Origin of the sequence: Niveispirillum sp. (genome assembly GCF_052437035.1) — a bacterium.
Lineage (GTDB): Bacteria > Pseudomonadota > Alphaproteobacteria > Azospirillales > Azospirillaceae > Niveispirillum.
The window spans coordinates 613,205-637,591 of sequence record NZ_JBQVOH010000001.1 but is presented as its reverse complement, the minus strand read 5'-3'; the positions used below and the strand labels follow the sequence as shown (position 1 = coordinate 637,591).

At 64.6% G+C, this 24,387-nt stretch carries 23 protein-coding genes; 14 read left to right on the top strand and 9 right to left on the bottom strand.

Going from position 1 to position 24,387, the window contains the following annotated elements; translation table 11 throughout:
- The first annotated feature begins 195 nt into the window (after nucleotides 1–195).
- Entirely contained in the window at nucleotides 196–1,617 is a 1,422-nt protein-coding gene (locus tag ACT6Q8_RS03120) for an aminotransferase-like domain-containing protein (RefSeq protein ID WP_444732601.1), read from the top strand.
- 3 nt (nucleotides 1,618–1,620) lie between these two features.
- Here ACT6Q8_RS03120 and ACT6Q8_RS03115 read toward each other — a convergent pair whose 3' ends face one another.
- The 7 genes from ACT6Q8_RS03115 to ACT6Q8_RS03085 all read right to left on the bottom strand — a co-directional run bounded on the left by ACT6Q8_RS03115 (nucleotide 1,621) and on the right by ACT6Q8_RS03085 (nucleotide 8,227).
- Complete coding sequence (locus tag ACT6Q8_RS03115; RefSeq protein WP_444732600.1) at nucleotides 1,621–2,385, bottom strand: nucleotidyltransferase family protein; 765 nt, start codon at nucleotides 2,383–2,385, stop codon at nucleotides 1,621–1,623.
- A gap of 5 nt (nucleotides 2,386–2,390) precedes the next feature.
- Nucleotides 2,391–3,545, bottom strand: a complete 1,155-nt coding sequence (locus tag ACT6Q8_RS03110; RefSeq protein WP_444732599.1) for a dATP pyrophosphohydrolase — start codon at nucleotides 3,543–3,545, stop codon at nucleotides 2,391–2,393.
- Complete coding sequence (locus tag ACT6Q8_RS03105; RefSeq protein WP_444732598.1) at nucleotides 3,542–4,324, bottom strand: sterol desaturase family protein; 783 nt, start codon at nucleotides 4,322–4,324, stop codon at nucleotides 3,542–3,544. Before ACT6Q8_RS03105 ends, ACT6Q8_RS03110 begins: the two co-directional genes overlap by 4 nt.
- A 117-nt stretch (nucleotides 4,325–4,441) precedes the next feature.
- Complete coding sequence (gene lptG, locus ACT6Q8_RS03100) at nucleotides 4,442–5,521, bottom strand: LPS export ABC transporter permease LptG (protein ID WP_054167161.1); 1,080 nt, start codon at nucleotides 5,519–5,521, stop codon at nucleotides 4,442–4,444.
- Nucleotides 5,518–6,768 (bottom strand): LPS export ABC transporter permease LptF, encoded by a 1,251-nt coding sequence (gene lptF, locus ACT6Q8_RS03095; RefSeq protein ID WP_444732597.1) that lies wholly within the window; start codon nucleotides 6,766–6,768, stop codon nucleotides 5,518–5,520. The genes lptG and lptF overlap by 4 nt, the downstream gene beginning before the upstream one ends.
- Nucleotides 6,765–7,211, bottom strand: coding sequence for an HIT family protein (locus tag ACT6Q8_RS03090; RefSeq protein WP_444732596.1), 447 nt, complete (start codon nucleotides 7,209–7,211; stop codon nucleotides 6,765–6,767). Before ACT6Q8_RS03090 ends, lptF begins: the two co-directional genes overlap by 4 nt.
- A 104-nt stretch (nucleotides 7,212–7,315) precedes the next feature.
- Nucleotides 7,316–8,227 carry a metallophosphoesterase family protein gene (locus ACT6Q8_RS03085; RefSeq protein ID WP_444732680.1) on the bottom strand — a complete coding sequence of 304 codons (912 nt, stop codon included), beginning with the start codon at nucleotides 8,225–8,227 and terminating at the stop codon, nucleotides 7,316–7,318.
- Nucleotides 8,228–8,322: 95 nt separating this feature from the next.
- Between ACT6Q8_RS03085 and ACT6Q8_RS03080 the strand changes: the two genes are divergently transcribed.
- Genes ACT6Q8_RS03080 through ACT6Q8_RS03060 form a run of 5 tightly spaced genes read left to right on the top strand, consistent with a single transcriptional unit; the run spans nucleotide 8,323 to nucleotide 12,802 of the window.
- Nucleotides 8,323–9,483, top strand: coding sequence for a CDP-alcohol phosphatidyltransferase family protein (locus ACT6Q8_RS03080; RefSeq protein WP_444732595.1), 1,161 nt, complete (start codon nucleotides 8,323–8,325; stop codon nucleotides 9,481–9,483).
- Nucleotides 9,484–9,489: 6 nt separating this feature from the next.
- Nucleotides 9,490–10,443: a diacylglycerol/lipid kinase family protein gene (locus tag ACT6Q8_RS03075; RefSeq protein ID WP_444732594.1), complete on the top strand. Its 954-nt coding sequence runs from the start codon at nucleotides 9,490–9,492 to the stop codon at nucleotides 10,441–10,443.
- Complete coding sequence (locus ACT6Q8_RS03070) at nucleotides 10,440–11,375, top strand: hypothetical protein (RefSeq protein WP_444732593.1); 936 nt, start codon at nucleotides 10,440–10,442, stop codon at nucleotides 11,373–11,375. Before ACT6Q8_RS03075 ends, ACT6Q8_RS03070 begins: the two co-directional genes overlap by 4 nt.
- A complete protein-coding gene (locus ACT6Q8_RS03065) occupies nucleotides 11,375–11,989 on the top strand; it encodes a class I SAM-dependent methyltransferase (protein WP_444732592.1) in 615 nt (204 codons plus the stop codon). The genes ACT6Q8_RS03070 and ACT6Q8_RS03065 overlap by 1 nt, the downstream gene beginning before the upstream one ends.
- Before the next feature lie 57 nt (nucleotides 11,990–12,046).
- Nucleotides 12,047–12,802: a sulfite exporter TauE/SafE family protein gene (locus ACT6Q8_RS03060; RefSeq protein ID WP_444732591.1), complete on the top strand. Its 756-nt coding sequence runs from the start codon at nucleotides 12,047–12,049 to the stop codon at nucleotides 12,800–12,802.
- Between the two features lie 18 nt (nucleotides 12,803–12,820).
- Here the strand turns inward: ACT6Q8_RS03060 and ACT6Q8_RS03055 are convergent, their stop codons facing one another.
- Nucleotides 12,821–13,642: an MlaA family lipoprotein gene (locus ACT6Q8_RS03055; protein WP_082372145.1), complete on the bottom strand. Its 822-nt coding sequence runs from the start codon at nucleotides 13,640–13,642 to the stop codon at nucleotides 12,821–12,823.
- 211 nt (nucleotides 13,643–13,853) lie between these two features.
- Here ACT6Q8_RS03055 and ACT6Q8_RS03050 point away from each other — a divergent pair, with 211 nt between their 5' ends.
- The 6 genes from ACT6Q8_RS03050 (at nucleotide 13,854) to spt (ending at nucleotide 20,881) form a co-directional block, all read left to right on the top strand.
- A complete protein-coding gene (locus ACT6Q8_RS03050; protein ID WP_444732590.1) occupies nucleotides 13,854–15,215 on the top strand; it encodes a lipopolysaccharide biosynthesis protein in 1,362 nt (453 codons plus the stop codon).
- Nucleotides 15,212–16,339 carry a hypothetical protein gene (locus tag ACT6Q8_RS03045; protein WP_444732589.1) on the top strand — a complete coding sequence of 376 codons (1,128 nt, stop codon included), beginning with the start codon at nucleotides 15,212–15,214 and terminating at the stop codon, nucleotides 16,337–16,339. Before ACT6Q8_RS03050 ends, ACT6Q8_RS03045 begins: the two co-directional genes overlap by 4 nt.
- A gap of 175 nt (nucleotides 16,340–16,514) precedes the next feature.
- Complete coding sequence (locus tag ACT6Q8_RS03040) at nucleotides 16,515–18,248, top strand: fatty acyl-AMP ligase (RefSeq protein ID WP_444732588.1); 1,734 nt, start codon at nucleotides 16,515–16,517, stop codon at nucleotides 18,246–18,248.
- Between the two features lie 2 nt (nucleotides 18,249–18,250).
- Nucleotides 18,251–19,195 (top strand): NAD-dependent epimerase/dehydratase family protein, encoded by a 945-nt coding sequence (locus ACT6Q8_RS03035; protein WP_444732587.1) that lies wholly within the window; start codon nucleotides 18,251–18,253, stop codon nucleotides 19,193–19,195.
- A 213-nt stretch (nucleotides 19,196–19,408) separates the two neighbouring features.
- Nucleotides 19,409–19,660, top strand: a complete 252-nt coding sequence (locus ACT6Q8_RS03030; RefSeq protein WP_054167148.1) for an acyl carrier protein — start codon at nucleotides 19,409–19,411, stop codon at nucleotides 19,658–19,660.
- A gap of 3 nt (nucleotides 19,661–19,663) precedes the next feature.
- Nucleotides 19,664–20,881, top strand: coding sequence for a serine palmitoyltransferase (spt, locus tag ACT6Q8_RS03025; RefSeq protein ID WP_444732586.1), 1,218 nt, complete (start codon nucleotides 19,664–19,666; stop codon nucleotides 20,879–20,881).
- A 57-nt stretch (nucleotides 20,882–20,938) separates the two neighbouring features.
- On the opposite strand, the gene ACT6Q8_RS03020 is transcribed toward spt, so the two are convergent.
- Nucleotides 20,939–21,619: an RluA family pseudouridine synthase gene (locus ACT6Q8_RS03020; RefSeq protein WP_444732585.1), complete on the bottom strand. Its 681-nt coding sequence runs from the start codon at nucleotides 21,617–21,619 to the stop codon at nucleotides 20,939–20,941.
- A gap of 154 nt (nucleotides 21,620–21,773) precedes the next feature.
- On the opposite strand from ACT6Q8_RS03020, the gene ACT6Q8_RS03015 reads away from it, so the two are divergent.
- Both ACT6Q8_RS03015 and ACT6Q8_RS03010 read left to right on the top strand, forming a co-directional pair.
- Nucleotides 21,774–22,154, top strand: a complete 381-nt coding sequence (locus ACT6Q8_RS03015) for a hypothetical protein (protein ID WP_054167145.1) — start codon at nucleotides 21,774–21,776, stop codon at nucleotides 22,152–22,154.
- Nucleotides 22,155–22,254: 100 nt separating this feature from the next.
- Complete coding sequence (locus ACT6Q8_RS03010) at nucleotides 22,255–24,321, top strand: TonB-dependent receptor family protein (protein ID WP_444732584.1); 2,067 nt, start codon at nucleotides 22,255–22,257, stop codon at nucleotides 24,319–24,321.
- The last annotated feature ends 66 nt before the right edge of the window (nucleotides 24,322–24,387 follow it).

The window sequence follows — 24,387 nt, the reverse complement described above, 5'->3', positions numbered from 1 at the left end:
GGGTTGATCACGCTGTCTCTTCTGGATATTTTGAGGACAATCAGGCGTCAATGTGCGGATTGTTCCTGGCACCCATGCGACAAAGGGGGACAATTTCCGCCATGACGAGGATATGCCCGGTGAAACCGGGTGCTCCTGACGCCTGAAACCGATGATCGGCCATGGTCACCGGGATCTGGATTGAGGATGCGTGCCATGAATCAGCCCGCCACCGTCCGCTGGCAGCCCGCCATCGCCCATCGTCCGGGCCCGCTTTACCGCGCCATCGCGGCGGCCCTGGCAGAGGATATTGCCAACGGTACCCTGCCGCCCGGCACCCGCCTGCCCACCCACCGTGATCTGGCCTGGGACCTGAAGGTCACTGTCGGCACCATCACGCGGGCCTATCAGGAGGCCGAGCGTCAGGGCCTGATCGGAGGTGAGGTCGGGCGCGGCACCTTCGTGCGCGACCCCCGCCGCCTGACAGAGCCGGTGGCGGACACGGGCGGCACCTTGATGGAGATGAATGTCGGCCTGATCGACCTGTCGGTGAACGCCACGGCCCTGTGGCCCGACGCTGGTGCCCTGACGGCGGCGACGCAGGCGGTGGCACAACGGCCCGATCTGGTGGCCCTCATGTCCTATCAGACGCCGCTGGGCCATCCGCGCCTGCGCGCCGCCATTGCCGACTGGCTGGCGGACAGCGCCAACATGCATGTCGCCCCCGAACAGGTGCTGCTGGCCGTCGGCGGCCAGGGGGCCATGCTGACGGCCCTGTCCGCCGTCACGCGGCCGGGCGATACGCTGCTGGTGGAACAGTTGACCTATACCGGATTGCGGGCGGTGGCGCTGCATCTGGGGCTACGGCTGGTGCCTGTGGCCATGGATGCCCACGGCCTGCTGCCCGACGCCGTGGAACAGGCCGCCCGCACCCATGGTGCCCACGCGCTCTACTGCATGCCGACATTGCAGAACCCGACCACAGCCACCCTGTCCCTGGAACGCCGTCGCGCGCTGGTCGATATGGCGCGGCGCATCGGGTTGATGATCATTGAGGATGATGTCTATGGCTTCCTGAAGCAGCCGGCACCGCCGACCCTGTACAGTCTGGGTCCGGACGTGACGCTCTATATCAGCAGCCTGTCCAAGTCACTGTTCCCCGGTCTGCGCACGGGCTATGTGGTGGGGCCGCGCCCGCTGTTCGACCGACTGGCCACCATCCTGCGCGCCACCGTCCTGGCCCCGGCCCATCTGGGTGTCGTGGTCGCGGCGGAACTGATCGACAGTGGGGAGGCGGTTCGCATCGCGCATCGCCGCCGCGCCCTGGTGGCTGAACGACAGGCCCTGGCCCGGTCGGTGCTGTCGGGTATGGATCTTTCCGCCTCCGACCCGGCGGTCACCCATCTCTGGCTGCCCCTGCCGGAAAGCGTGCGGCGGGAAGAACTGGTGCGCGGCGCTCTGGAACGCGGGGTGAAGATCACGTCTGCCGACGGTTTCAGCCCCGGCAAGGGCGAGGTGCAGAATGCGGTGCGCATCTGCCTGCTGGGCGTGGACCATGCCAGCCAGTTGGAAAAGGGCCTGTCCGTGGTGGAAAGCCTGATCAGCAATCCCGTCGCCACCAGTGCAGCCTGGGTGTGATCCTCACACCGACAGCAGCCGTTCTGCCAGTTCCACATCCGCCGCCTTGTCCACATCGACGGCGGCCAGACCGAAGGGCATTTCCACCACCCCTGCCCTGGCCCCCGTGATCCGGCCAAGACGGGCCAGGGCGGCGGTCAGGGTCAAGCGACCCAGCAAGAAGCGCAGGATCGACAGTGGGCCAAGCAGGCGGATCATGCGCAGCGGATGCTTGCGCTGGGCCTCCACCTGCCGCCATGTGCGGGCCACACCGGCGGCGGCGGGCGTGCGGAAAGCGAACATGTTGCAGCCGGAGAAGGCCCCGTCGGCAAAGCGCAGATAGGTGCGCTTCGTCTCCGGCACCGCCGCCTGGATCACGCTGTCACGCGCCAGACCGACGCAGACATCGGTCCCGTCCGGCAGATGCGTCAGGAAATGATCCACCCATTCCGGGCGCAACAGCGGATGATCTGCGGTCGTCACGAACAAGGGCGTGCCCAGCGTCTCCAGCGCTGCCGACACGCTGCGACTGGGGCTGCCTTCCGCCGGCAGCAACGCAATGCGCCCGCCGGCCAGCAATAAGCCCAGCTCCGGGTGCTGTTCCACCAGTTCGGGCCGCTCAATGGCGATATGGATCATGCCGACGCAAGGCGATGCGGTCAGCGCACGCACCACACGCACCAGCATGGGCACACCGGCGATGGGGGCAAAGGCCTTGTGGCTGACGCCCATCAGCTTTGCCACCGGATCCTCCGGTCCCCGCGATCCCGCCAGAACCAGGGTCGTCATGCCCGTCACAACGCGCGCTCATACAGGCGGTAGGTCTTGTAGCGATCCGACCCGATGGCCTCAATCATGCGGCGCATGGGTCGATTGTCTTCCAGAATCCAGGACAGCTCGATCCACTCATAGCCCAGCTTGCGTGCTTCCAGGCGCATACGGTCGACCACTAGGAAGGGCAGAATGGCCTGTAGCCAGCCACCAACGTCGCGCCGCACCCCCATCAGGGGAACACGCGCCGTCTTCACACCCGCCACCTTCAACCGCCACAGCATCTTGAAGATGCCGAACGGGAACAGCTTGCCACCAAGGTCTGCAATGGCCTCGTTCAAGTTCGGCAGGCAAACACCAAAGGCCACCGGCTTGCCATCCACTTCGGCAATCCAGGCCAGCTTGGGATTGATCAGCAGCTTCAGCGACTTCGCCATCTGCTTGGTCTCGGCCTCCGACAGCGGCACGAAACCCCAGTTGCCGGACCAGGCATTGTTGAAGATGCTGGTGACGTGGCCCAGATCTTCCTCATAACGCTTCATATCCAGCATGCGCAGCGTCAGATTGGACGGCAGGGGCCGGTCGATCATCTGACGAACCGCCGAGGGCATGTCGCGTTCGATGTCGTAGAGATAGGCGTAGACATCCTTGGCCTTGACCAGTCCTGCCCCTTCGATCCGGGGGCCCAGATAGGCGCGGTCATGGCCCATCATCAGCATGGGTGGCCGGTCCCAGCCATTGACCAGCAGGCCCGTTTCCTCATTGATCGACAGATTGAAGGGCCCGACCATGCGCACCATGCCACGGGCACGCAGCCAGTCCGCCGCCGCCGCAAACAGGGCGTCGACCACCGCCTGATCATCCTCTGCCGCCAGCAGGCCGAAATGGCCCATTGCATCCTTGCGAATTTCAAGGCCTGCGCGGTCTATCTGCGCCGAAATGCGGCCCACCACCCGGTCCCCCCGCAGGGCCAGGAAGTACATGACATCGGCATGAAGGAAATAGGGATTGGTCTTGGGCGACAGGGTTTCCTGCCGCTCCATAAACAAGGGAGGAACCCAGTTGGGGTCGCCCTGATGCAACCGGTATGGCAGGGCGATGAAGCGGTCCACACCCTTGGAACCGGGTTCCACCTGTTCGATACGGATGCCGGCGTCCCCGCCCTGGCCGCCGCTCAAGATGCAGCCTTCACGCCATCGCTGTTGCCCGATGCAGGCGGACGCGGCGGCCGGTCGCGCGGCGGCGACCCGGTCAGTTCCATGACCCAGGGATAGCGCCCGGCCTCTTCCACATCATAGCCCAGGTTGAACACGGTCGGGCTGCGCGGCTTCTGTTTCGCCTCGCGGTAGAAGGTGCCCAGCAGCATGTCGGGACCATAGGAGATGATGCCGTAATTGCCATCCTCATTATGGAAATGGTGATACAGGTGCAGCTGCTTGATCCGCGCCACCCAGTTCCAGGTCGGCTTGTAGTTCAGGTGCTGGATGCAGTGGAAGAATTCATAGATGCAGGTGGTGAACAGGCCCGTGGCCAGCGCCGTTGCCGCCGCCGCCTTGCCATCGATCAGGTAACCGACAGGCACCGTCACCAGGGCGATGGTGGGCAGGGTGTTGGCGAGGCTGCCGAACAGCACTTCCAGCTTGTGCGGGTCCTGGTGATGGTCGAAATGGATGCGCTTCCACAGCGCCGCCGACCATTTCATGCGGTACAGCCAGCGGCCATGCAGGATGAAGCGGTGGATCAGGTACCAGGCCATCGGATAGATGAAGGTCGCGACCAGCACGGTCAGCGCCATCAGGCCCCAATTCTCCGTCCAGATCACCGCCAGCACGGCAGAGGCGAGCGCCAGGGCCGCATAGGCCTGGATGGCCGGATATGTGGAATAGGCAAACGCCAATTCCCGCAGGTTCATCTTGCCGAGGTCATAGCTGCGGCCGCGCCAGGCATCGCCCCACATGCCCCTACCCTTTCCCAAATCATCGAACAGGCCATCCGGCCCATTAACCGTGGCGTCAAATTAGGCCCCGAAGGACCGGTCTTCAAGGGCGATGCCGCAATGCGACACCGTACCGCCCTATCCTTCCACATAGACCATGATGGCCCCGCCAATGGCGGCAAACAGGACCAGCGGTGACCAGACCGCCATCACCGGCGGCAAGGCACCCGCCTGCCCCATGGAGCTTAGAATGCCAGAGGATAGCAGGAAAATCAGGCCGATGACGGTGCCCAATGCCAGACTGCCCATGGCCCCACCGCGCCGGCGCATGCCGTGCGCAACGGGTGCCGCCAGCAGCAGCATGACCAGCGACGCCAGCGGTGCCGCATAGGTGGAATGCAGGCGCGTAGCATAGTAGGTGGGGCTTTCGCCGCCAGCCCAGCTACCCCGCACGATGCGCAGCAGCCGGTTGAAGGGGATATTCTCCGGCGGCTTGCGCAGGTCGATCATATTGTTGGGCGACAGGTCCACATCCCAGCGGAGCTTGTCATCCTGCGTCACGCGCAGCGGCTCCCCGATCTCGGTCCGGACCACGCCTGACAATTGCCAACCATCGCGGCCATGGTCACCGCTAACCGCCGACATCAGGCCCGTCGCCTTGCCGTCCGCATCGCGGGTAACCATCTCCATCTCATAGATATGCTTGCCATCATCGGAAATACTGCCGATCCGCACGACATGATCGCCCAGCCGGAACCAGACCGGCTTCACCGGGTCATCATCCTTCTTTTCCGACGGCAGTTCCGTCGCCGTCCACCAGCTGACGAAGGCGCGTTCGCAGCGCGGGGCCACCTGATCGGCCATGATGAAATGGGCGATGGAAATGACCAAGGCCGCCGGCAGCAGCGCGCCCATGATCTGGTATGGCGTCATGCCGACCGACCGCATGGCCACGATCTCGTTCGTGGAGGCAAAGGTCCATAGGGTGGACAGCGAGCCGATCAGCACGGCCAACGGCACCACCCGCTCCATCACCATGGGCAGGCGGATCATCGTGTAATAGGCCAGACCGCCGCCGCCCAGCCCACGCTCCAGAACCGTCGACGCGGCATCCAGCAGGTCAAGCAGTTGCAACAGCGCCGACAGCGCGAACAGAACCGACAGAACGCGGACCAGGAAAGTGCGGGTCAGATAACGGGTGATGGTGCTGCGGTTCATGGCTTGGCCCCCCCCGCCTTCTTCTTTCGGCGCTTGAACAGGCGACCGATGAAGCCCGTGACATTGTCGATGACATCGAACATCGCCGCGAACGGGTTCTCGCCCGGCCGCACATCGGCGCGGTGGAACAACCAGGCGCACAGCAGGCAGAACAGGCCAAACGGCACCCAGATGCCGATGCTGGGCGGCAGACGCCCGACATCACCCAGGCTTTCACCCAACTGTATCAGATGATGGTAGATGATCAGGATCAGGGTCGCCAACGCGATCCCCTGCCCACGCCGCGCCCGCTTCGCCGCCATGCCCATCGGCACGGCCAGCAATGGCAGCAGCGGCAATGACAGTGACCGGGCCAGCCGCGCATGCAGTTCCGACCGCACCTTGTTAAAGGGCAGGATCGATTGCGGGTCGTGCATTTCCGACCATAGCTCATGCAAGGTCAGTTCACGCTCGCTGCCGCCACGTTCGCGGAAAGGTTCGGTGACCAGCCGGAACGGCTTGTCCAGGGTCATTTCCCCGAACTCCATCACCTGCCGACGGCCATCGGGAAGCACGCGCACCTGCACCCCATCATGCAGGGTGACCAGCACCCGCTGCCGATCGGGTGTGGCAGCCAGGGCGCCGGTGACAGCCGTGGTCACCCACTTCTCACCATTGTCGCGGTCCTGCTGCACAAACACCTTTTCCAATCGGCGCCCGGTCGGGTCCACCATATCGGCGGAGATGGTCACACCCTCGCCGGCATCGACAAAGGTGGCCTGCGGAACGGTGGCATCCCAGGCCGCATTGACCACCATGTGATAAATGGCGCTGTAGCCATAACGGCCATAGGGCTGGAGATAGCCGAACAGGATGATGGAAAACACCATCAGCGCCACGCCCAGCCCCAGGAAGGACCGGGCGATGCGTGGCACCGACAGACCCGCCGACTGCAACGCGTCCAGTTCATTATCCTCCCCCATCCGGGCGACAATGATGAACATGGAGATGAAGAACGCCGCCGGCAGGGCCAAACCCAGATAATGCGGCACCAGATTGGCGACCAGCCGGATGACCATGTCGAACGGCCCGCCATGATTGGCCAGCAGATCGAACAGCCGCAGCAGCCGCTCCATCAGCAGCGCCACCAGCACGACCAGGAGCGACGCGAACAAGGGCTTCAGCGTTTCGGTCAGGATATAGCGGTCAATCAGCCGCGTGGAGTGAAGCTTGTATTGCCGTTCTGACGGCAGCGGCGAGCCGTTCACGTCACATCCACCCACAATGCCTTCAGATCGGCAGTCAGCGCCGCCAGCATATCGGCATCCGGCGCCACCGCCTGGCCCAGCGCCGGGGGACCGGGCCAGCCGGCATCGGGGAAGCTGACGCCGCGATAGTCCCGCGCGCCTTCATACCGGGGGATCACGTGGAAATGCACGTCGGGGTCCACCATCATCAACATCAGGTAATTGATCTTCTGATAGGCGGTGAACCGGGTCAGCACCGTCTCCACCCGCGCCACCACTTCCTGCAGCCCTGCGAACGCAGCCGGCGTCAACTGCGCGAAGGCGGTGGCCGGTTCCTTGCAGACTAGAACAAGGGAGCCAAGGGCCGGTTGCTGCGGCCGTACCTGCACCGACCACAGGGCCGTCTCCGCCACGACGCTGGCCGGATAGCCGAATTTCAGCATGGTGGCATTGGGCTGGGTCATGGGGTGTGGCACTCTGGAGGACAAAAGAGACAGGCACTTTAGTGCGGAACAGAGGGGACCGGAACCACCATTATCCGGTGACAGGACCGTATCCGCCCACAAGCCTACAACGTGGCAGGCAGCCGAAGCATCCAGCCGCCCAGCGCCGTTATCGGCCCATCGCGCCGTTCCACGCCCCGAACCTCCACCTGCACCCGCCAGTGCGAACCGTCTGTGTCCACCGTCACAAGGTGCCAGCGGGCGGGCATGTCATGGCGATAGCCGATGGCAGATGCCGATGGCACCGTCAGACTGGGGATCGGGCCCTTGGGTCCCCTGATCATCGACAGGTTGGCGACATGGGCATGGCCATGCAGCAGCATCTCCGCCCCCGTGCGCGACAGGAGGTCGCGCAGTTCCCGCCGGTCGGTCAGGCCCTTGCGCCCCGATACCACCCCATCGACCACGGGATGATGCACCATAAGTACCCGGAACAGCCCGCGCCGCCCGGCATCGGCCAGCATATCGCCAAGCCGTTCCAACTGCTCCCGCCCCAAGGACCCTTGTGCCAGCAGCGGCTTGGTCGGCACACCTGAATTGGCCCCGATAAAGGCAACGGACCCACGCTGCCGCAGATAGGGGAAAGCCACCTCCCCCTGACCATCACCCATCATGTAATCCGCCCACAGGCCCAGACCATCGGCGAAGGGCACATGCACCATGGCGTCATGGTTGCCGGGGACATAGGACACATCCCGCCCATCCCCCAGGGTCCGCAGCCAGACGGCCCCGCGCTGGAACTCCCCGGCCAGGGAGATGTTGGCGATGTCGCCCGTCACGGCCCAATGGTCCACGCCCTGGGCCCTGATATCGGCGACGATGGCGGACAGCATGGCAGGCGTATGGGCGTGGCGGCGTTTACGCTGCCATGATTGATAGGACAATGTGCGCTTGGATAGCCATTCCAGCCCCTTCGGACGGTCGGGTTCCAGCGGCAGATGCGGATCGGACAGGTGGGCGAAGCGGAAGGGCTGCATGAAAGCCAAGCTACAATGCCTTACAGGCGATAGGCAAAGCCCGCGTCTGGGAGTATGTAGACCATCAACAAACCAACCTGATCATGGTTCACGCCTTGTCCGCCGACAATCACGCCGCTGAAACCACCCCGCCCATGGCCGCCACCATCGGCGACAATCCCGTTCGCCTGTGGGGCATGAGTTCCGCCGAACGCCTGCGCCGCCAATGCGTGCGCAATGGCGTGACGGAGGTCCGGGCCTGGGACGGGCTGGATCATGGCCGTTCACAGCTGCTGCTGCGCACCGACTGGGTGTTTGACGAAGTGCTGGTGCGTGATCTGGCCAAACGGCCCGGCACCATCCTGGTGGACAGCCGCAATCAGGAACCGGTGGCCGCCCATGTGGCCGCCGAGGATGCCGCCGAAGTGGCGGAGATGCTGAACAGCAGCCGAATCGTTCCCGCTAATCTGGCCGCCCGGCTGCGCGTGCTGGTGCCGGATGACCTGTCCTCTTCCTACAATCACGCGCTGCGCAAGCGGGAGACGCCGTTCCTGCTGCGCCTGACGCCCGAAGCCCTGCCCAAGATCGAACAGCGCATGTTCGCCGGCAGCTATAAGGGCGTCACTGACGTCATCACCAAATATGTCTGGCCGCTGCCGGCTCGGCACGTGACCAAGCTATGCGCCGTGCTGGGCCTGTCGCCCAACATGGTGACGGGCATCGGTGCCGTCCTGATGCTGCTGGCGCTCTGGCTGTTTGCGGAGGGACATTACCTGCCCGGTCTTGCCGCCGGCTGGGTCATGACCTTCCTGGACACGGTCGATGGCAAGCTGGCGCGCGTGACGCTGACCAGCAGCAAGTGGGGCAACATCTTCGACCATGGCATTGATCTGGTCCACCCGCCCTTCTGGTGGTGGGCCTGGGTCGCGGGCCTGTCGGCGGCGGGCTTCACCATGCCGGGGGGCGAGATCTTCGCCCTGATCGTCATCTGGGCCGGCTATGTGTCGCAGCGTTTGCAGGAAGGTTATTTCATCAAGCGCTTCAAGATCGACATGCACACCTGGCGCCCGTTCGACAGCTTCTTCCGGCTGATCACGGCGCGGCGCAACCCCAATCTGGTGATCCTGACGCTGGCCACCCTACTGGGCCGCCCGGATATCGGCATGGCACTGGTGGTCTTCTGGATCGCGGCCTGCTTCGGCGTGCATATGGCGCAAATCGTTCAGGCCGAACAGGCGTCCAAGAAGGGCCCCATCACCTCCTACCTGTCCGCCTGATCCATCATGGCGCGTCCGGGTCTTATCCGTAATCCGTTCAGCCACCGGAACAAGGCGGGGGCCGGTGATTTGCCGGCGGATGCCGCGCGCCTGTTCGGCAGCCATGTGGCATCGCCTGACACGCCGGAAAAGCTGGTGCAGGCCCTGCGCGGCTTTGCCGATGGCGGGGTGGATATCATCACGGTGGATGGTGGTGACGGGACCGTGCGGGAGGTGCTGACCGCCCTGCCCCACGCATATGGCGATGCAAGCCCGGCGCTGGCGATCCTGGCGGCAGGCAAGACCAACCTGATCGCCGCCGATGTCGGCACCCACGGCTATGGCCCTCGCGGGTTGGCCGGACTGGTGCGGGCAGCGCACGAGGGGACGCTGGGCACCCGCACCACGCAGCGGCCCATCCTGTCGCTGCACTGGCCCGACGGGGAACATGGGCCGGTGCGCGGCATGTTCATGGGGGCCGGCGCCTTCACGCGTGGCACCGACCTTGCCAATGCCGCCATCCACAAGGCCGGCTTCACCCAGGAAATTGCTGTGGTGCTGACCATGGCCGGTGTTCTGGGCCGGGCGCTGATCGGCAATGACAGCCATGGCTGGCTGGCGGGTGAGCCTTTCACGGCAACGGTCGATGACAGCCCGGCGTTGGACGGCAACCGCTTCCTGTTCCTGGCGACGACGCTCGACAAGCTGATCATGGGGCTGTGGCCCTTCTGGGATCATGGCACGCGTCCCCTGCGCTATCTGGATGTGGCGGCCAGTCCACCCGGCCTGCTGGGTGCCTTGCCGCGCCTGATGACGGGGCGGCCCAGCGCCGGCATGCGCAACGCGGGTGCCTATCGGTCGGGCGGGGCGGAACGGATCGAACTGCACCTGACCCGCCCCCTGATCATGGATGGGGAGACGTATCCCGCCGGTCGTGTCATCCTGTCGGCCCATGACAGCATCACCTTTGTTCAGCCGTGACCGACCCGCTTTCCACCCTGATTGACCAGGAATGGGACCTGCCCCTGCCCGCACCCGCCGCCGCCCTGGTGGCGGCGCTGGTGGCGCATGGCGGGGACAATGTCGCTTCGGTGCTGTTCTACGGCTCCAACCTGCGCACGGGCGATGTCGAGGGGCTGCTGGATTTCTATGTGCTGGTCGATAGTCTGACGGGCTGGCGCGACAGCCGCCCTTTGGCCGCCGCCACCCGCCTGCTGCCGCCCAGCGTGGAATATTGGGAGGTGCCGTGGCAGGGCCACACCTTGCGGGCCAAGGTGGCCGTGATGGGTATTGACCAGTTCGTGCGCAGCACCCGTTTTGACGGCCTGGACACCACCATCTGGGCGCGGTTCACCCAGCCGGTGATGCTGGCCCATGCCCGCGATGCAGCCGCCCGCCGGCAGGTTCGTACCGCCGTGGCCCAGGCGGTCACGACCGCCACCCGCTGGGCCGCCTTGCTGGGTCCCACGGAGGGGACTGCACGCGATTACTGGGAGGCGCTGTTCAAGGCCACCTACAGCGCCGAACTGCGCGTGGAGAAGGCGTCACGGGGCGTCAGCATCGTGGACCATGCCGCCGACCGCTACACGGCCCTGCTGCCCCCCGCCTGGGCATCGGCACGGGTCCCGTTTGAGGAACGACCCGATGGTCGCCTGCACCCGCTTCTGTCCCCGACTGAACGGGCAAGGGCGGCCAGTGCCTGGGCCTGGCGCGGACGGTTCGGCAAGGTGCTGAACATTGCCCGGCTGGTGAAGGCCGCCTTCACCTTCACCGGTGGGGTCGATTACCTGCTGTGGAAGCTGCACCGTCATTCCGGCGTGCGCCTGGAACTGACGCCATGGCAGCGGCGCCACCCCATCCTGTCGGCCCCTGGCATCCTGTGGAAGCTGAAGCGGATGGGGGTCATCCGCTGATGGGGCGGGCAGCGAACCCCACGCTCGCCCATTACAGCGCGCATGCCGCGCATTATGCCAGTCACTTGGCCGATCATGACAGCGCCGGTGCAAGGCAACGGTTCCTGACGACTATCGACTGCCAGGCGCCCGCCATTCTGGACCTGGGATGCGGCGCCGGGCGGGACCTTGCCGGCTTCCGGGAAGCAGGCGCCCTGGCAATCGGGGCCGACGGCAGCCCGGCCCTGGCCGCTATCGCCGCACAACAGACGGGCTGTACGGTGCATGTGCTGGACCTGTTGTCTGCCGATCGCGCGCCATGGATGGATCATTCGTTCGACGGGATATGGGCCCATCATCTGTTCTTCCACCTGCCGGACATCGCCCTTGCGCATGTTCTGCACCGGGTGGGGAACTGGCTGCGACCCGGCGGTGTTTTCTATGCCTGCGATCCCACCGGCGATGGCATGGAAGGCTTGGCCACCGATGGCCGCTATCTGGCCTTTCGCCGCCCGCAAAGCTGGAAAGCGGCGGTGAAGGAGGCTGGGTTCACCCTGCTGGCCGATTGGCGCCGGCCCGAAGGATTACCCCGTCACCGGCAGGAATGGCTGGCCACCCTGTGGCGCCGGCTTTGACCCGACCGGATTTTTCCCGCACAACGGGCGCCCAGGCCGCCATTCGGAAGGACACCGATGATCGAAGACATCCTGCTTTTCATCGCTGTCGGCTTTGCCGCCCAGATGGTGGACGGGGCCATCGGCATGGCCTATGGCGTGACGGCCAGCAGCGTCATGATGTCGATGGGCGTGCCCCCGGCCACGGCCAGCGCCAGCGTGCATGTGGCGGAAATGTTCACGACCGGCGCCTCCGGCTTTGCCCATTGGCGGCGCAAGAATGTCCGCCTTGATCTTGTCTGGCGGCTGGCACTTCCCGGCATGCTGGGCGGCGCAGTGGGCGCCTATGTGCTATCGGGGATTGATGGCGATGTCATCCGGCCCGTGGTGGCAGTCTATCTTCTGGCCATGGGTGGCCTGATCCTGTGGAAGGCATTGCACCCGCCACCGCCGCATGAGCTATCAACGCGCAAGGTCGCGGGCCTGGGGCTTGGCGGCGGCTTCCTGGATGCAATCGGCGGCGGTGGCTGGGGTCCAATGGTGGCCAGCACCCTGATCGGCGGCGGCACACAGCCACGCTATGCCATCGGCTCCACCAATTTGGCTGAATTCTTCGTCACAATGACGGTGTCCTTCACCTTCATCTTCACCATCGGGCTGGAGCTTTGGCCCGCCATCCTGGGCCTGATCATCGGCGGCGTCATCGCCGCACCCTTTGCGGCGATGGTGACGCAGAAATTGCCCGACAAGCCCATGATGATCCTCGTTGCCGTGGTCATCATGCTGCTCAGCCTGCGCAATCTGGTCGATGTCGTGCAGAAATGGCTGGCCTGACGGCCAGCCATTGAACACTCACTCGTAGTCGGGAATATCCGGCATCTGCTCCACATCGGGCTTACCATCGCGAATCCAGCCGTCGCGCCGCTGACGGTAGAGCGAGCGCATGGAGGCGTAATAGTCGAAGCTGTTGCGCTTCACATCGTCCAGCGCCTCGATATATTCGGCCCGCGTATCCAGCGCCGTCAGGGTGCCACGGGTCAGGGTGATCCAGTCCTGGTCGGTATTGCTGGCATAGTTCGATACCGGATCGGCGAAATACTCGCCCACAAAACCGGTCGCATCGCGCACCGATGACGGCCCCAGCAGCGGCAGCACCAGATATGGCCCCTCCGGAATGCCCCAGACGGCCAGCGTCTGATCCAGGCTTTCATATTCGTAGGGCATGCCATGGTCGGCAGCCACATCAACCAGGCCACCCAGGCCGATGGTCGTGTTAATGGTGAAGCGGCGCAGCACATCACCCGCCCCATGCCAGTCGCCCTGCAGCAACTGGTTCGTCAGATCCAGCGGGGAGCGCAGATTGCGCAGGACATTGCGCACGCCCTTCTGTACCGGCGTCGGCAGGACCGTGCGGTAGACCTTCGCCGCCGGGCGGATGATCACGACATCCAGCCCCTCATTGACCCAGAAGATGGCCCGGTTCACCGGCTCCAGCGGGTCATTCACATCCTCGGCGGGACCGGCGGCGACCAGGGCCGCATTATCCACGTTCAGCGCGGGCGACGGCGCCGCCGCATTATCCTGCGCCGCAACCGGCACAGCCGTAACAGCAAGGGCCAGCGCGGTGGCCAGCGCGGTGCGGTGCAGCAGATGGGTGGCGGACAAACGCGACATGGGCAGGGCCTCAACAGCAACGGATATTCGGCGGGCGGCGCGCGAACCTTGTTCATGTAGGCCGCATCCGTCCCCCGTAAAGTGATCACAGTCACAGGACAGGGCGCCATTGCCAACGCTGCAATTCGTCTATCCCGTCATGCATGGCCTATGCGGATGGGCGGCCTGCTGCTAAATGGGCAGGGCATACCCATTTCAGACAGCTCGACACGTGGCCCGTAAGACGTTCCGTTCTCCCCTCAAATCCTGGTTTGGCGATGACCGCCTGCGCCGTCTGTTCGCCAATGCCGGCATCCTGCTGGGCGGCAAGACGGTCAACGCCATTGCCGGCCTGGCAGGTCTGGCCATCGCGGCACGCGCGCTGGGCGTGGAACAGTTCGGCATCCTGGTCCTGATCCACACTTTCACCCAGACCATTGGTGAGATCGCGAAATTCCAGAGCTGGCAGGCCGTCCTGCGCTATGGCACGCCGGCCCTGAATGAAGGGCGGATCGGCGATTTCCAGCGTCTGCTGCGATTCACAGCACATCTGGACGGGTGGAGTGCCATCGCCGGCACATTCCTGTCGGTGGCCGTTGCCTGGGCGTTGGGGGCATCCTTCGGCTGGCCGGCAGACCTGATGCCGGCGGCGCTGATCTATGTCACCTCGGTTCTGTTCATGGTGCAGGCCACGCCCACGGGCATCCTGCGGCTGATCGACCGGTTCGACATCCTGTCGGTGCAAAGCACGCTGGGCGCCATCATCCGCATGGTGGGCGGCGGCATCGCCTGGATCATGGGCGGCGGCATTGTAGCCTTCCTAGTGGCTTGGTACGTCGCCACCGCCGTCGCCGGCATCTATCTGATCGCCAAGGGCTGGTCAGAACTGCGCAAGCGCGGCCTGCTGGACGGGTATAGCTGGCGCGGCGATGGCAAGCCGATGAGCCATGGATTCGACGGGGTGTGGAGCTTCGTCTGGTCCACCAACCTCTCCTCCACCCTGGAACTGGCCTATACCCATATTGGCACGCTGGCCGTCGGCTGGATGCTGGGCCCGCGCGACGCCGCCCTGTTCCGCATCGCCCGGCAACTGGGGGAGGCCCTGGCCAAGCCGGCCAAGCTGCTGATCCCCGCCATCTACCCGGAACTGTCGCGCATGATCGAGGCGCGGCAGTTCGGGGAGATGCGGTCCCTGATCCAGCGTTCGGCCCTGCTTGCCGGGGCCGGCGCCATGCTGGCGCTGGTCATCTGCTGGTTCATCGGGGAAGTCGGCCTGCGCCTGATCGTGGGGGAGGAGTTCGTACCCGCCTGGCCCGTCATGATGTGGCTGGTGGCCGCCGCCGTGGTCGGCATCTGGTCCTTCCCGCTGGAACCCGTCATGGTTTCGGCGGGTGAGGCGCACAAGGCACTGATGGTGCGCATCTGGACCACGACGCTCTATATCCCGATCCTTCTGGCCTGCATCCACTGGTTTGGCTTGATTGGCGCCGGCTGGGCCCGCATGTTCTCTGCCATCCTGGTGCTTGTCGCGTTTCTGGTGCCCGTGGTGCGCTGGTTCCGGCAGCGTATGGCGGAGGAGCGGAACAAGGTATGAGGATCGGGTTTCTCTACAACAGTCAGAGCCACCAGATCCTGCATTCCCTGCCCATGGCCCTGGAACTGTCCATCCTGCGCCCGGACTGGCAGGTGGACATCCTGGCCCCCGGCCAAGGCCACCTGGATTATGTCCAGCAATTCATCCCGCTTTATCCCGGTGCCAAGGTCAGCCTGCGCCTGATGCCGCAGCCGCTGGGCATTCGCCTCTACCGGCGTTTTCGCGCCTTGCCGGTACCGCCCAAGGCGTGGTCGCTGTTCCATAACCGCCGGATGCTGAATACCTATGACGCGCTGGTGTCGACGGACAAAACCAGCCTCTTGCTGCGCCGGTTCGGCGTCAGGCGGCCCAAATTCATCAATACCGAACATGGCGCCGGTGATCGGGACGTCACCTTTGACCCCCGCGTCGCCAAGTTCGACTTCAACCTGATCCCCAGCCCGAAAAGTGCGCAACGCCTGGTGGAAGCCGGATATCTGACGGCAAACCGCTATGCGGTTTCCGCCTACACGAAGTTCGACGCGGTAAACCGGCTGGCGGGCGGACGCCCCCCCCTGTTCGCCAATGGCCGGCCCACCATCCTCTACAACCCGCATTTCTCCACAACGCTGGGGTCCTGGCCACGCTTTGGCATGATGATTCTGGAGATCATGGCCCGCCAGGACCGCTACAACCTGATTTTCGCACCCCATATGCGGCTGTTCGACCCGGTGACGCCGGGCAAGCTGGCGGCGTTTGAGCGATTCAGGGGGCTGGATCATATCCGCATTGATCTTGGCAGCGATGCCAGTTGCGACATGACCTACACAATGGCAGCAGACCTCTATCTCGGGGATGTTAGCAGCCAGGTCTATGAGTTCCTGTGCAAACCGCGTCCATGCGTGTTCCTGAACGCCCATGCCGTCGCTTGGCGGGACAACGCCAATTACCGGTTCTGGACCTTCGGGCCTGTGCTGGACACGGCTGATGATCTGCTGATGCATCTGGACGATGCCATCGCCAGCCACCCGCAATGGCGGGCCGTTCAGGAACAGGCCTTTGCCGCGAATTTCGACCTGTCGGTGAATAATCCAGGGCGGCATAACGCGACGCTGCTGGCGGAATGGCTGTCCCGCTCCATTTGACAGGTGGCAAGGGTGCCCCTACATCCGCGCTGATTGCCCGAAACCTCCCGCTCTGGTATGAGCCGGCATGGACGGACTTCCCTATGTTGGGGGTACGCTTTTGCCGTTGCGCGCAGTGAACGGCATTCAATCCTCTGGTTCGGGCCCCGCGCCCCCTTGTTCGGAACAGTACGCCATGGTCAGCCCCACCCCTTCCAAGCATGCGCTCGCCTCCCGCTTGGCTGATTTTGCCACGGTGCCGGAAGCGATTGAATACGCGTCGCGCGGGGAGACCGGCCTGAATTTCTACTCCGGCAAGGGTGAACTGACGGAGGCGCTGCCCTACGCGCAGATGTATGAACAGGGCGTGTCGCTGGCCCGCAAGATGCTGGCCAAGGGGCTGGTGAAGGGCGACCGCGTCGCCATCATCGCTGAAAGCGATGGCGACTTCATGCGCGCCTTCACGGCGTGCCAGTTTGCGGGCCTTGTCCCCGCCCCCTTGCCCCTGCCGGCGGCGTTCGGTGGCAAGGACGCCTATATTGAGCATATTCGCCGCATGATGCAGGGGGCCGATGCCGCCGCCGTCCTGTCGCCCGCCTCGCTGGCCGACTGGGTGAAGGCCGCCGCCGATGGCCTGAACATGAAGGCTGTGGGCACGCTTGCCGTGTTCGATGATGTCGACGGGGCGGGGATTGAGTTGCCGACCGTTGGCCCCGACGATCTCTGTTACCTGCAATTCTCGTCGGGCAGCACGCGTTTCCCCCTGGGCGTGGCCGTGACGCAGCGTGCCCTGATGGCCAATGCCTATGCCATCACCCATCATGGCTTGAAGATCACGGCGGCTGACCGCTGCGTTTCCTGGCTGCCGCTCTATCACGATATGGGGCTGGTCGGGTTCCTGCTGACCCCGCTGGTCTGTCAGGTTTCCATCGACTATCTGCCGACCCGTGAATTTGCCCGCCGTCCGCTGCTATGGCTGAACCTGATCACCCGCAATGGCGGTACTCTGTCCTACAGCCCCAGCTTCGGGTACGAGCTTGCGGCACGGCGCGCGGAGACGGCCTCGACCGAAGGGATCGACCTGTCCACCTGGCGCGGGGCCGGCATCGGCGGCGACATGGTGCGTCCGCGCGTGCTACGCAAGTTTGCGGAAACCTTTGCCCCGCGTGGGTTCAACGCCGGCGCCCTGGTCCCCTCCTACGGCATGGCAGAGGCATCGCTGGCCCTGTCCTTCGCACCGCTGGGTGTCGGACTGGTCACCGACCGTGTTGATCTCGACCGGCTGGAAGGCGACGCGGTCGCCGTACCGCCGGGTCCGCAGACGGAGCGCGAGCGTGAATTCGTGCTGAACGGCCCCGTCTTGCCAGGCCACGCCATTGAGGTGCGCGATCCTGATGGCAAGCTGCTGGGCGAAAAGCAGGTGGGCCGCCTGTTCGCCCGCGGCCCGTCACTCATGCGCGATTATTTCAACCGACCGGAGGAAACGGCGGCAGTGCTGTCCGCCGATGGCTGGCTTGATACGGGTGACCTTGGCTATCTCTGCGATGGGCAGATCGTCATCACGGGCCGGGCCAAGGATTTGATCCTGGTCAATGGCCGCAATATCTGGCCGCAGGATCTGGAATGGTCCGCCGAACATTCCATCGACAGCTTGCGCAGCGGCGACGTCGTTGCCTTCTCTGTCGATGGGGATGGCGGAGAGCAGGTGGTGGTGCTGGTGCAGTGCCGCCCGACGCAGGACGAAGCCCGCGCCGCCCTGGCAGCGCAGGTGCAGGGCGTGCTGCGTGCCGCCCATGGGCTGGAGGTGAAGGTGGTGCTGGTACCCACCCACTCCCTGCCCCAGACCTCTTCGGGCAAGCTGTCACGCACCAAGGCCCGGCAGATGCTGCTGGCCGGTGAGTTCGGCGCCAACGCCCTACTGTCCGCCTGATTATGAAGGTCGCCGCCATAACGGGTGGCACCGGCTTTCTGGGCCGCTATATCGTGGCGGCCCTGCACCGCGCCGGCTTTGCCGTCCGTATGCTGGTGCGTCAGGACCCGGTGCATCCGCTGCTGGCCGATGTCTGGCCCGAACTGGTGCTGGGCGATCTACGCGATGATGCGGCCCTGGCCAGACTTGTCACGGGTGCCGATGTCGTCATCCATGGCGCCGGCCTGATCAAGGCCAAAGACCGGGCGCAGTTCTTCGCCGTGAATGAGGGCGGTTCGGCTTCCATCGGTCGCGCCGTCGCCACCCACGCGCCCCGCGCCCGACTGCTGCTGATCTCCAGCCAGGCCGCGACCCAGCCGCACCTGTCTCATTATGCCGCCAGCAAGCGGGCGGGAGAGGTAGCGGCACTGGCGGCCTATGGCGGCGCCGACTGGTGCATTATCCGCCCGCCCGCCATCTATGGCCCCTGGGACCGCGAAACCCTGTCGCTGTTCAAGGCCGCCGCCGGGCCTGTTGTGCCTGTGCTGGGCGGGTCGGAAGCGAGGCTGGCCATGGTGCAGGTCGCGGATGCCGCCGACGCCATCGCCGCCCTGGCCAAACCCGGCGGACCGCAGGGACAGGAATATGCCCTGTGTGACGGGGTGACCGCCGGCTATGACTGGGCAACGCTGCTGGATTGCGCGGCGGATGCGGTGGGCCATCGCGCGGCCCGTGTCCGGGTCCCTGTCCCGCTCCTGCGGGCCATCGGATTGGCCGGCAGTCTCACCGCCGCCATGACCGGCAAGCCGGTCATGTTGACCCTGCCCAAGACGCGGGAAATCACCCATCCCGACTGGTCTGTCGCGTCGCAGCAAATGCCGCCTGAATCGCTGTGGAAACCCCGCATCGGGCTGCACGAAGGGTTTGCGGGTGCGGCAAAATGGTATCGGGAGCATCGCTGGATATAGCGATTTGAACAAAGTTCGCTGCAAACTGTTGCGAAATTACCCTGCGCTGTGTCATCTGTCACAGGTGTTCCATGCGTTTTGTGGTTTGCTCTTGCATCCTTTGGCGTTGCAATTACCTTACCGGAAAGTGACGCTTTTTAGGATTGAGGTCGGGGGGCACCGACCTATTTGCCACTGCAACAACCTAGTCTGACAGATTTCCGGGGCGCTTTAATGACTACCGACGTCAACGACATCGTCGAAACCATCATCGCCGCCCTGGTCAAGACCTTGCCAACGCCGGTCACCGTTACGACGGAGACCAGCATCACGCGTGATCTCGGCCTGGATAGCCTGGCCGTCATGGATTTCGTGATGGTGCTCGAGGATAAGTTCGATGTCTCGATCCCGATGGAACGGATCGCGGAAGTCGAAACCATCGGCGACCTGGCTAGGACCATATCGGAACTCCGGGGGCACGCCTGAGAAATGACGATCCTTGCCAAGTACACCAAGCTCCGCGAGCATTATCACCGCATTGCCGGCGCCGGCCGTGACCCGTTCACGGTAAAGTTCGACGCCATGCTCTCCCCCACGGAGGGCATGCTGAACGGTCGCCGCACGATCCTGCTCGGCACCAACAACTATTTGGGCCTGACCTTCGACCAGAGCTGCATCGACAAAGGTGTCGAGGCGCTTAAGTCGTTTGGCACGGGCACCACCGGCTCACGCATCGCTAATGGCAGCTACGACGGCCATGCGGCGCTGGAACGGGAACTGGCAAAGTTCTATGGCCGCGAAAACTGCATGGTCTTCACGACCGGCTATCAGGCGAACCTGGGCATCATCTCCACCCTGGTGGGCAAGGATGACCTGCTGTTCCTGGATAGCGACAGCCATGCCAGCATCTATGACGCAGCCAAGATGACCCCGGCCCAGGTCATCCGCTTCCGTCACAACGACCCGGAAGACCTGAACAAGCGTCTGCGCCGCGTCGCCGATCATCCCGGCAACAAGCTGGTGGTGGTCGAAGGCATCTATTCGATGCTGGGTGACGTTGCCCCGCTGAAGGAATTCGCCCAGGTCAAGCGCGAGAATGGCGTCTACCTGCTGGTGGATGAGGCCCATTCCATGGGCGTGCTGGGTGATACGGGCCGTGGTCTGGCGCAGGAAGTGGGCGTTGAGGATGATGTCGATTTCATCGTCGGCACCTTCTCCAAAAGCCTGGGCGCCGTCGGCGGCTTCTGCGTCTCCGACCTGCCGGACTTTGACGTGCTGCGGGTCGCCTGCCGTCCGTACATGTTCACGGCCTCTCTGCCGCCGTCGGTCATCGCCACCTGCCTGCGCTCGCTGGAGCGGATGCAGGAAGAGCCGGGCCTGCGCACCAAGCTGATGGCCAATTCCAAGCGCCTGTATGAAGGCCTGCGGAACAAGGGCTTCCAGGTCGGTCCCGACGTGAACCCGATCGTGGCGGTTTCACTGCCCTCGATCGAGCTGGCGATCACCTTCTGGAACCGTCTGCTGGAAGAGGGTCTGTATCTGAACCTCGCCCTGCCGCCGGCCACGCCCAACAGCCAGTCGCTGCTGCGCACCAGCGTCAGCGCCGCCCACACGACCAAGCAGATCGATACCGCGATCGAGCTCTTCGGCAAGGTGGCCCGTCAGTTGAACGTGCAGCCGGCCCTGGTTCAGACCGCCGCCGAGTAAAGCTCTGCCTCTGTCGATAATGAAAAGCCCCGCAGGATCATCCCTGCGGGGCTTTTTCTATGCCCACCCGATGGCGGCCAGGGTTTCGGCCATATGCAGCGGGGGCGGCGCGGTCGCAGTGATCTCCCCCGCCCCGTCCAATGACGGAAAGCGGATAGACCGGGCCAGCAGGTGCAGCGGCACCGGCGGTGGCATCTCCGCCCCATAGATGCGGTCCCCCAGGATCGGCATGGCCATATAGGCGCAATGGGCGCGCAGCTGATGCATCCGCCCCGTCCGGGGATAAAGTTCCATATGCGACAGGCCGTCGGACTGTCCCAGCCGCTTCCAGCGGGTCAGGGCGGGCTTTGCCGTCACATCCACCACCATCTTGGACGTGCCGGGCACCCGGACCTTGCCCAGCGGCAGGTCGATCACCCCTTCCACCACCTTCGGCCCACCCATCGTGACCGCCCAATAGGTCTTCCGGACCCGACCGTCCAGGAACATGGCGCCCAGCCGCGCCGCCGCCTCCACATCGCGGGCAAGGACCAGGCAACCCGCCGTCTCCTTGTCCAGCCGATGGGCAAGACGCGGCGGCTCCGGTCGGTCCCCCTGGATCAAGGGCAGGTACAGCTCCAGATGGTCGGTGCATTTGGTCCCGTAATGGACCTGCAGCCCATAGGGCTTGTTCAGGATGATAACGCGCTCATCCTCGTACAGCACCCGTTCGCGCATTTCCTGCGCTGTGTAAGACATTCGCCCGCTCCGTCCTTCGCCGCCCTGTCATAGCGTGCTGTCGCGTCGCAGGCCACATGCCTTGACAGAAGGCCCGCCTGCGCGCATTTCAGCGCGCATGTGGGGATGGGATTTACAATCAGCCATACAGGGCATCGGTCGTATCGGGCGGACAATGGCCGCCTGGACCCTGTTCTGCGCCCTGCTGCTGCGGGCCATGCTGCCCCCTGGCTATATGCCCGACCTGTCGGCCTTGGGCGAGGGCGGCCTGCCGCTGGTCATCTGTACGGGTGCTGTACAGGATGTAACGCTGCTGCTGGATGCTGACGGCAAGCCGGTGAAGACAAGCGATATGCCGGCGCCCAGCGACGTCCCCTGCCTGTTCGCCCTGCTGGCCGCCCTGCCGGTGCCGTTGCTGCTGGCCTTGTCGCTGCTGGTGCCGCTCTGGCCCCGGCAGACCATCCTGTGGCGCCCCTCACCCGGCTGCACGCAATGGCCGGCCTATCTGCGCCTTCCGGGCGATACCCCGCCCCGCGCCCCACCCGCCTTCATCTGATCGCCAAATCCTGAACCGGTCGCGCCCGTCGCGGCCCCAGAAGATTTGCGCCTGGCCATCCCATGAGCGGCGCCGGGCCGATGATGAAGGAAGTTTCCCTATGTCGCGTTCGTTCCTGCTGGCCGGCGCCTGCCTGCCCGCCCTGTGCCTGTCCCTGCCCGCCGCTGCCGAGATGGCCGCCGACCCCGCCAGCGTGGTGGAAGTGATCGGCCAGCGTCAGGGCAGCGCCACCGCCCCGTCCGTTGACGAAGCCCGCAAACAGATCAATAAGGTCGCCGGCGGCGTCGATCTGGTCACGGCGGAGGAGTTTCGTGACAAGTATGCCCTGAACCTGAAGGACATGCTGTCCGGCACGCCCGGCGTCTATGCCCAGCAGCGCTTTGCTGAAGAAGTCCGCATCTCCATCCGCGGGTCCGGATTGTCGCGCAGTTTCCATATGCGCGGCCTGTCGCTGCTGATCGACGGGGTGCCCGTCAATCTGGCCGATGGCAGCACCGATTTCCAGGAAATCGACCCCCGCCAGGCCCGCTATGTAGAGGTGTTCAAAGGTGGCAATGCCCTGCGTTACGGTGCTGCCAGCCTGGGTGGGGCCATCAATATCATGACGCCCACGGGCCGCACGGCCAGCAGTGCCAACAGTATCGCCATCGATGGCGGCAGCTTCGGCACCATCCGCCTGGCCGGAACGGCGTCCGCCGCCGGTGAGACGCTGGACGGCTATGTCAGTGTCAATGGCATCCGGTCCGACGGCTATCGCCAGCAGACGGCACAGCAGACAGCGCGGCTGGCCGGCAATGTCGGCATCAAACTGACCGACAGCGCCGAAACCCGCTTCTACCTGTCCGCCAACCATATACAGCAGGAAGTGCCCGGCACGGTCAGCCGCGCCTCGGCCCTGGATACCCCGCGTCTGGCCCCGGCCATCAATAACCAGAATGACTATGCCCGCGACATCAACTCCGTCCGCCTGTCCAACCGGACCAGCATCCTTCTAGGAGATGAGGCGCAGCTGGATGTCGGCGGCTTCCTGAATGTGAAGTCGCTGTTCCATCCCATCTTCCAGGTGGTGGACCAGGACAGCCAGGATGTTGGCAGCTTCATCCGCTATACCGATGTCGGCCAGATCGGCGGTCTGCGGCACGAGCTGGTGGTGGGGCTGCAGGGCCGCTACGGCCATGTCAACGCGCTTCAATATGTGAATGTACGCGGCAGCCGGGGGGCAAAGACCGCCGATGGCGACCAGTATGCCCAACAGGCCGAAGCCTACGCGGAAAGCCGCACCTCGCTGACGCCGGACCTGACCCTGGTCGCCGGCCTGCAATGGATGGCGGCCAAGCGGGAGCTGGATAACAACCTGAACGCCACCCAGGACGCCGACAAGAGCTTCCATGCCCTGAACCCCAAGCTGGGCCTGCTTTATCAGCTAGATGGCGGCACCCAGCTTTATGCCAATGTCTCCCGCGCGGAGGAGGCGCCCACCTTCTCCGAACTGGTGCAGGCGCCGGTGCCGCGCTTTGTGCCGCTGGCGTCGCAGAAGGCCTGGACAGCGGAGGTCGGAACACGCGGGCAGTCGGGCATCTTCGCCTGGGATATCGGTCTGTACCGGTCCTGGCTGCGGGGTGAGTATCTGCAATTCACCGTCAATCCCACCATCCCCGCCGGTACCTTCAATGCCGACAAGACCATCCATCAGGGGATCGAGGCCGGGCTGGACGTGACCATCGCGGACAAGCTGTTCGCGTCGGACGCTGGCAGCGTGGTGTTCAGCCAGACCTACATGCTGAACGATTTCTACTTTGACGGCGACGCGCAGTTCGGTGGCAATGATCTGGCCGGCGTGCCGCGTCACCTCTATCAGGGCGGCCTGATCATCAAGAATGGCGATACCTGGCAGGTCGGGGCCAATGTTGAATGGGCACCGGAAGGGGCCTGGATCGACTATGCCAACAGCCTGAAGGCGCCCGGCTACGACGTCTGGTCCGTCAATGGCAGCGTGCAGCTGGCCAAGGGTCTGCGCGTCTATGCCGAGGCGCGGAACATCTTCAAGACCCGCTATATCTCGTCCATCAGCACCATCGCCAATGCGCGGGCGACGGGCGCCAACCTCAATGTCTATTATCCCGGTGAAGGGCGTTCGCTCTATGCCGGCCTGAAGGCGGAGTTCTGAGCGATCCGGCGGTGAAGGGGTGCCCTGCATTCAGAGATGAAGACAGGGTCGCTCCGAACCGCCGGA

Excerpts from the sequence above, each read along its gene's own strand:
- lptG (WP_054167161.1), bottom strand. The coding sequence starts at position 5,521 with ATGAACCGCAGCACCATCACCCGTTATCTGACCCGCACTTTCCTGGTC.
- ACT6Q8_RS03065 (WP_444732592.1), top strand. The coding sequence starts at position 11,375 with ATGGGGCGGGCAGCGAACCCCACGCTCGCCCATTACAGCGCGCATGCC.
- ACT6Q8_RS03045 (WP_444732589.1), top strand. The coding sequence starts at position 15,212 with ATGAGGATCGGGTTTCTCTACAACAGTCAGAGCCACCAGATCCTGCAT.
- ACT6Q8_RS03120 (WP_444732601.1), top strand. The coding sequence starts at position 196 with ATGAATCAGCCCGCCACCGTCCGCTGGCAGCCCGCCATCGCCCATCGT.
- ACT6Q8_RS03090 (WP_444732596.1), bottom strand. The coding sequence starts at position 7,211 with ATGACCCAGCCCAATGCCACCATGCTGAAATTCGGCTATCCGGCCAGC.
- ACT6Q8_RS03085 (WP_444732680.1), bottom strand. The coding sequence starts at position 8,227 with ATGCAGCCCTTCCGCTTCGCCCACCTGTCCGATCCGCATCTGCCGCTG.
- spt (WP_444732586.1), top strand. The coding sequence starts at position 19,664 with ATGACGATCCTTGCCAAGTACACCAAGCTCCGCGAGCATTATCACCGC.
- ACT6Q8_RS03030 (WP_054167148.1), top strand. The coding sequence starts at position 19,409 with ATGACTACCGACGTCAACGACATCGTCGAAACCATCATCGCCGCCCTG.
- ACT6Q8_RS03105 (WP_444732598.1), bottom strand. The coding sequence starts at position 4,324 with ATGTGGGGCGATGCCTGGCGCGGCCGCAGCTATGACCTCGGCAAGATG.
- ACT6Q8_RS03075 (WP_444732594.1), top strand. The coding sequence starts at position 9,490 with ATGGCGCGTCCGGGTCTTATCCGTAATCCGTTCAGCCACCGGAACAAG.
- ACT6Q8_RS03115 (WP_444732600.1), bottom strand. The coding sequence starts at position 2,385 with ATGACGACCCTGGTTCTGGCGGGATCGCGGGGACCGGAGGATCCGGTG.
- ACT6Q8_RS03010 (WP_444732584.1), top strand. The coding sequence starts at position 22,255 with ATGTCGCGTTCGTTCCTGCTGGCCGGCGCCTGCCTGCCCGCCCTGTGC.
- ACT6Q8_RS03015 (WP_054167145.1), top strand. The coding sequence starts at position 21,774 with ATGGCCGCCTGGACCCTGTTCTGCGCCCTGCTGCTGCGGGCCATGCTG.
- ACT6Q8_RS03035 (WP_444732587.1), top strand. The coding sequence starts at position 18,251 with ATGAAGGTCGCCGCCATAACGGGTGGCACCGGCTTTCTGGGCCGCTAT.
- ACT6Q8_RS03040 (WP_444732588.1), top strand. The coding sequence starts at position 16,515 with ATGGTCAGCCCCACCCCTTCCAAGCATGCGCTCGCCTCCCGCTTGGCT.
- ACT6Q8_RS03060 (WP_444732591.1), top strand. The coding sequence starts at position 12,047 with ATGATCGAAGACATCCTGCTTTTCATCGCTGTCGGCTTTGCCGCCCAG.
- ACT6Q8_RS03055 (WP_082372145.1), bottom strand. The coding sequence starts at position 13,642 with ATGTCGCGTTTGTCCGCCACCCATCTGCTGCACCGCACCGCGCTGGCC.
- ACT6Q8_RS03020 (WP_444732585.1), bottom strand. The coding sequence starts at position 21,619 with ATGTCTTACACAGCGCAGGAAATGCGCGAACGGGTGCTGTACGAGGAT.